Origin of the sequence: Micrococcus sp. APC 4021 (genome assembly GCF_030407635.1) — a bacterium.
GTDB classification, from domain to species: Bacteria; Actinomycetota; Actinomycetes; order Actinomycetales; family Micrococcaceae; genus Micrococcus; species Micrococcus luteus.
Genome location: NZ_JASDCZ010000149.1, coordinates 1 through 4,970, shown reverse-complemented (window position 1 = coordinate 4,970; position 4,970 = coordinate 1). Strand labels below are relative to the sequence as shown.

Below are 4,970 nucleotides of genomic sequence, written 5' to 3'. Positions count from 1 at the left end.
TCGCTGCCTGTGACGGTCGCCGGATGTCCGGAGCCGAGAACAGGAAGCGGCTCGCGCGAGTGGCGGAATTGGTAGACGCGCTGGCTTCAGGTGCCAGTGTTCGCAAGGACGTGGGGGTTCAAGTCCCCCCTCGCGCACCGAGGACGAAGGCCCCGGAACCACACGGTTCCGGGGCCTTCGGCGTTCCCGGGCTGGTCCCCACTCACCGGTTGGGGGCGGTTTCGGGCGGTATCCACGCCGAATACCGCCCGAAACCGCCCCCAAACGCCGCGGGGTGGGCCGGGTGCGGGGCCGCGCGCCCGACGCCGGCCCTCACGGCTTGACGCACACCACCGGGACGCGCGCCTCGAGGATGATCTGCTGCGCGGCCGATCCCAGCAGCAGCTTGCCCACGGGGGAGCGGTGCTTCACGCCCACGACGATCCGGCTCGCGCCCACGCGCTCGGCGTGCTCGAGCAGGTCGCCGACGGCGTCCCGGCCGCGCTCCTGGGCGTGCGCCACGGACACGGCGACGCCGGCCTCGCGCGCCTCCGCCTCGTCCGGCTCGGTCCCGTCGAGGGAGAACCAGACCACGTCCTCTCCGCGCAGGGCCGCCTCGGCCAGGGCGGCCCGCCAGGCCGCGGCGCTCTCGGTGCTGCTGGTTCCAGTGCTGATGATCGTCATGGGGACCACTGTGCGTCATGGGCGCGGTCCCCGTCACCACCCGGGCCGGTTGTCGTCGGTCACTCTGCGGACGCGGAGCGCACGCGGCCCCGCCGCGCTGTTACCGTGACCTCCACCACTCGCACCTGTCCCCGGCGCCACTCCCTGGCGGCGGGGTGTCTCTGTTAGGAACCGTTATGCCCTCCACCTCCCCCGACGGCCCCCCGCGCCGGCGCACGGGGATCGGCCGGATCGTCTTCAGTGTGATCGCGGTGCTCACCGTGCTCGCGGCCTCCGCCTTCTCCATCCGCTCGGCTTCGGGAGGGAACGACATCCGCACCAACCTGACCCTCATCGCCCCCGCGGCCGCCGGCGGCGGCTGGGACTCGTTCCAGCGCGAGCTGCAGCAGACCATGCGCGTCAACGGGCTCGTGAACAACGTCCAGGTGGTCAACATCCCCGGCGCCGGCGGCAACATCGCCCTCGGTCAGCTGACCACGCTCGAGGACGCGAACAACCTCATGGTGGGCGGCACCGGCCAGATCGCCGCCCACGCGGCCCGTGGCACCGGCCCCGAGCTCTCCCAGGTCACCGCGGTCAGCCGCGTCGTCGAGGAGTACAGCCTCGTGGTGGTCCCGGCGGACTCGCCGTACCAGAGCATGGACGACCTGGTGACCGCCTGGCGCGCCGATCCCGCCCACGTGGCGTGGACCGGCGGCGGCTCCTTCGACCAGCTCGTCATGGCGGACATCGCCCGCACGGCCGACGTGCCGGTCGCGGACACCACCTACATCCCGTCCGACGGCGGCGGTGAGGCCATCCAGGCCCTGCTCAACGGCACCGCCCAGGCCTCCGCCGGCGGCTTCGCGGACATCTACCCGCAGGTCGAGGCCGGCCGACTGCGCGCCCTCGGCGTGGTGGCGGCCGAGCCGCTGGCCGGCGTCGAGGAGATCCCGACCCTGCGCTCCCAGGGCTACGACGTCACGCTCACCAACTGGCGCGCCCTGTTCGTGCCCCCGGGCGTCTCCGCGGAGGAGCGCACCGAGCTCGAGGCCCTCATCGCCGAGGCGGTCGACACCCCCGAGTGGAAGGAAGCGGTGCAGCGCAACTACTGGAACCCCGTGCCCCTCTCCGGCGCCGAACTCGAGGAGTTCATCGCCGCCGAGAAGGAGCGCATCGGCACGCTGACGGAGGAGATCAAGTGAGCCACGCATCCACCGTCCCCCCCGCCGCCGACGCCCCCTCCCGCTGGGGACGCGCCGCCGGGCTCTCCGCGCTCGTCATGCCGGCCGTGCTGGCCGCGTTCAGCCTCTACCTGCTGCTGGGATCCCTGGCCATGGACACCGAGGGCGCCGACTTCCCCGGCCCGGACTTCTTTCCGCTGATCCTCGCGGTCGCGGGCCTCGTGATCGCCGCCGCGCTCGCGGTGGAGGTCGTGCGCGTGCGCCAGTCCCCCGAGGGTCAGGCCGACGCGGACGGCGAGATCGGCCAGGCGGCCGGTCCGCTGACCCTGTTCCACTCGGACTTCGGCGCGCTGGCCTGGTGCTTCCTCGGCTTCCTCGCGTTCGCCGTCCTGCTGCCCTGGCTGGGGTGGATCCTCGCCGGGGCGCTGCTGTTCTGGTGCGTCACGCGGGCGTTCGGCGCCCCGCATCCCGTGTTCGACATCCTCGTCGCCCTGTTCGTCTCCTCGCTGGCCTACCTCGGCTTCGCGGTGGCCCTGGGCCTGACCCTGCCCTCGGGCATCCTGGGAGGTGGCTTCTGACATGGAGACCCTCGGACTCCTCATGGAGGGCTTCGCCGGAGCCCTCACCCCCATGAACCTGCTCTGGGTGGTGCTGGGCTGCCTGCTCGGCACCGCGGTCGGCGTGATGCCCGGTCTCGGCTCCTCGATGGCCGTGGCCCTGCTGCTGCCCATGACCTTCGCCCTCGAGCCCACCGCCGCGTTCATCATGTTCTCCGGCGTGTACTTCGGCGGCCTCTTCGGCGACTCCACCATGGCCATCCTGATGAACACCCCCGGCCAGGCCTCGGCCATCGCCTCCACGTTCGAGGGCCACCGCATGGCCCAGGACGGCCGGGCGGCCCAGGCCCTGGCGACGGCGGCGCTCGGCGCCTTCATCGGCGGCATGGTGGCCTCGGTGTGCGTCGTGTTCCTCGCCCCCGTCCTGGCGGAGTTCTCCACGCGCTTCGGGCCCGCGGAGTACTTCGCGCTCGCGCTCTTCGCGTTCGTGGCCACCTCCTCGGTGGTCGCCGACTCGGTGCTGCGCGGCCTGGCCTCCCTGGTGCTGGGACTGGGCATCGCCGTCGTCGGGATCGACGCGGTGACCGGCACCGAGCGCTTCACGATGGGCTCCCCGCAGCTGTTCGACGGCATTCCGCTCGTGACCGTCACGGTGGCGATCCTCGCGCTCGGCGAGGTGTTCCACGTGGCCTCCCGGGTGCGCCGCGAGCGCGAGGACCTGCGCATCCGTCGCACTGGCCGGCCGTGGCTGTCGGGCGCCGAGTTCCGCGAGGCCGCCCCGGCGTGGCTGCGCGGCACGGCGATCGGCCTGCCGTTCGGCATCGTGCCGGTGGGCGGCTCCGAGGTGCCGACGTTCCTGGCGTACTCGGCCGAGCGGCGCCTGGACCGGCGCCGGGCGCATCCGCAGTTCGGCCGCGGCGCGATCCGCGGGCTGGCGGCCCCGGAGGCCGCGGGCAACTCGACCACCGGCATGGCGATGGGTGCCCTGCTCACGCTCGGCCTGCCCGTCTCCGCGACGGCGGCCATCATGCTGGCGGCGTTCCGCCAGTACGGGCTGCAGCCCGGCCCCCTGCTGTTCGACCGCAGCCCGGACCTCGTGTGGGCGCTGCTGGCGAGCTTCTTCATCGCGATGATCGTGCTGCTGGCGATCAACCTGCCGTTCGCGCAGCTGTGGGCCAAGCTCCTGCTCATCCCGAAGCACTACCTCTACGCGGGGATCACGCTGTTCTGCGGGCTGGGCATCTACGCCACCACGGGCGCGGTGTTCGACCTGCTGATGCTGCTGGGGATCGGCGTGCTGGGCTTCCTGATGAGGCGGTACGGCTACCCGCTGGCGCCGCTGATGATCGGCATGGTGCTCGGCCCGCTGGCGGAGACCAGCCTGCGCGACGCCCTGCTCAGCTCGGTGGGCGACCCGGCCGTGCTCGTCTCCACCCCCATCACGTGGGTGATCTACGGGATCCTGGCGATCGTGCTGGCGTTCTCGGTGCGGGCCGCCGTCGTGCGCCGGACGCGCCAGGACGTGTGAGCGGAGGCGGGATCCGCGCCCCCCGAGGCAACGCGGGTTGAGTTGTCACCGGTGTGCGGCCTCCGCACCCGTGACAACTCAACCCGCGTTTCTGGTGGGCGGCGGCCCCGCTCAGTAGTGGTACGTGTCCGACGGCGCCGTGATCGCGTTGTCCTGGTCCGGGTACCGCGTGGAGTGCACCCCGAACGCGGTGGCCAGCCCGAGGATCTTCTCCGCACGCGCCTTGCGGGGCAGGTCGGAGCCGTTGCGGATCTCGCCGCCGTCGGCCTCGAAGTCCGCAAGGAACTCGTGGGCCCACGCCAGCTCCTCCTGGGACGGGCTGAGCCCCTCGTTCACGGCCGCGCACTGCTCCGGCGCGAGGCACAGCTTGCCGGTCATGCCGAACTCCGCGGTCACCGCCGTCGCCTCGGCGAGCTTCACGCCGGTGGAGCCCACGGTCGGCCCGTCGATCGCGCCCGGCAGCCCCGTGGCCCGCGCCGCGATCGTGAACTGGGACCGCGTGTACGCCAGCGCCATCGGCGACTCGCCCAGGCCGGTGTCGCGGCGGAAGTCGCCGATCCCGAAGGCCAGCCGGAACGTGCCCTTCGCGGCGGCGATCGAGTCGATCCGCTGCAGCCCGCGCGCCGTCTCCACGAGCGCCACGACGGGCACGCCGGGCAGCCGTCGGGCGGTCTCGTTCACGTGGTCCGTGGACTCCACCATCGCCAGCACGACGCCGGCCAGGCCGCCCTCGGAGACCGGCCCGCCCAGGTGCGCGGGCAGGGCCGCGGCGAGCGCCTCGACGTCCTGCTCCCACCACCGCGAGCCGTAGCCGTTGAGCCGCACCCAGCCGGTGTGCCCGGAGGTCAGCCAGGCGACGGCGTCCCCGCGGGCCTGGTCCTTGTCCTTGGGGGCCACGGCGTCCTCGATGTCGAGGATGACGATGTCCGCGGCCGAGTCCTCGGCGGGCTGGAACCGTTCGGGCTGGGCGGCGTTGACCAGCAGCCAGGAGCGGGCGAGCTCCGGGTCGATGCGCTGGCCGGGCACGGGCTGGAACGCGGGGGAGGGGGTGATCGCGGC

The 4,970-nt window shown here is 73.0% G+C and carries 5 protein-coding genes and 1 tRNA gene; 4 read left to right on the top strand and 2 right to left on the bottom strand.

Annotation, left to right across the window (positions count from 1 at the left end; genetic code table 11):
- The first annotated feature begins 53 nt into the window (after positions 1 to 53).
- Positions 54 to 137, top strand: a tRNA-Leu gene (locus QL983_RS10350).
- Positions 138 to 312: 175 nt separating this feature from the next.
- Here QL983_RS10350 and QL983_RS10345 read toward each other — a convergent pair.
- Complete coding sequence (locus tag QL983_RS10345; RefSeq protein ID WP_134377495.1) at positions 313 to 663, bottom strand: universal stress protein; 351 nt, start codon at positions 661 to 663, stop codon at positions 313 to 315.
- A 176-nt stretch (positions 664 to 839) separates the two neighbouring features.
- Here QL983_RS10345 and QL983_RS10340 point away from each other — a divergent pair, with 176 nt between their 5' ends.
- From QL983_RS10340 to tctA, 3 genes are read left to right on the top strand one after another with little or no spacing between them, the layout of a single operon-like run.
- The gene (locus tag QL983_RS10340) at positions 840 to 1,847 is read left to right on the top strand and encodes a tripartite tricarboxylate transporter substrate-binding protein (protein WP_115165583.1); all 1,008 of its coding nucleotides are present in this window, start codon (positions 840 to 842) and stop codon (positions 1,845 to 1,847) included.
- The gene (locus tag QL983_RS10335) at positions 1,844 to 2,404 is read left to right on the top strand and encodes a tripartite tricarboxylate transporter TctB family protein (protein WP_036384166.1); all 561 of its coding nucleotides are present in this window, start codon (positions 1,844 to 1,846) and stop codon (positions 2,402 to 2,404) included. The genes QL983_RS10340 and QL983_RS10335 overlap by 4 nt, the downstream gene beginning before the upstream one ends.
- 1 nt (position 2,405) lies before the next feature.
- Complete coding sequence (tctA, locus tag QL983_RS10330; RefSeq protein ID WP_134377496.1) at positions 2,406 to 3,911, top strand: tripartite tricarboxylate transporter permease TctA; 1,506 nt, start codon at positions 2,406 to 2,408, stop codon at positions 3,909 to 3,911.
- Between the two features lie 111 nt (positions 3,912 to 4,022).
- Here the strand turns inward: tctA and QL983_RS10325 are convergent, their stop codons facing one another.
- Positions 4,023 to 4,964 (bottom strand): CoA ester lyase, encoded by a 942-nt coding sequence (locus QL983_RS10325; RefSeq protein WP_036384179.1) that lies wholly within the window; start codon positions 4,962 to 4,964, stop codon positions 4,023 to 4,025.
- Between the last annotated feature and the right edge of the window lie 6 nt (positions 4,965 to 4,970).

Excerpts from the sequence above, each read along its gene's own strand:
- tctA (WP_134377496.1), top strand. The coding sequence starts at position 2,406 with ATGGAGACCCTCGGACTCCTCATGGAGGGCTTCGCCGGAGCCCTCACC.
- QL983_RS10340 (WP_115165583.1), top strand. The coding sequence starts at position 840 with ATGCCCTCCACCTCCCCCGACGGCCCCCCGCGCCGGCGCACGGGGATC.
- QL983_RS10345 (WP_134377495.1), bottom strand. The coding sequence starts at position 663 with ATGACGATCATCAGCACTGGAACCAGCAGCACCGAGAGCGCCGCGGCC.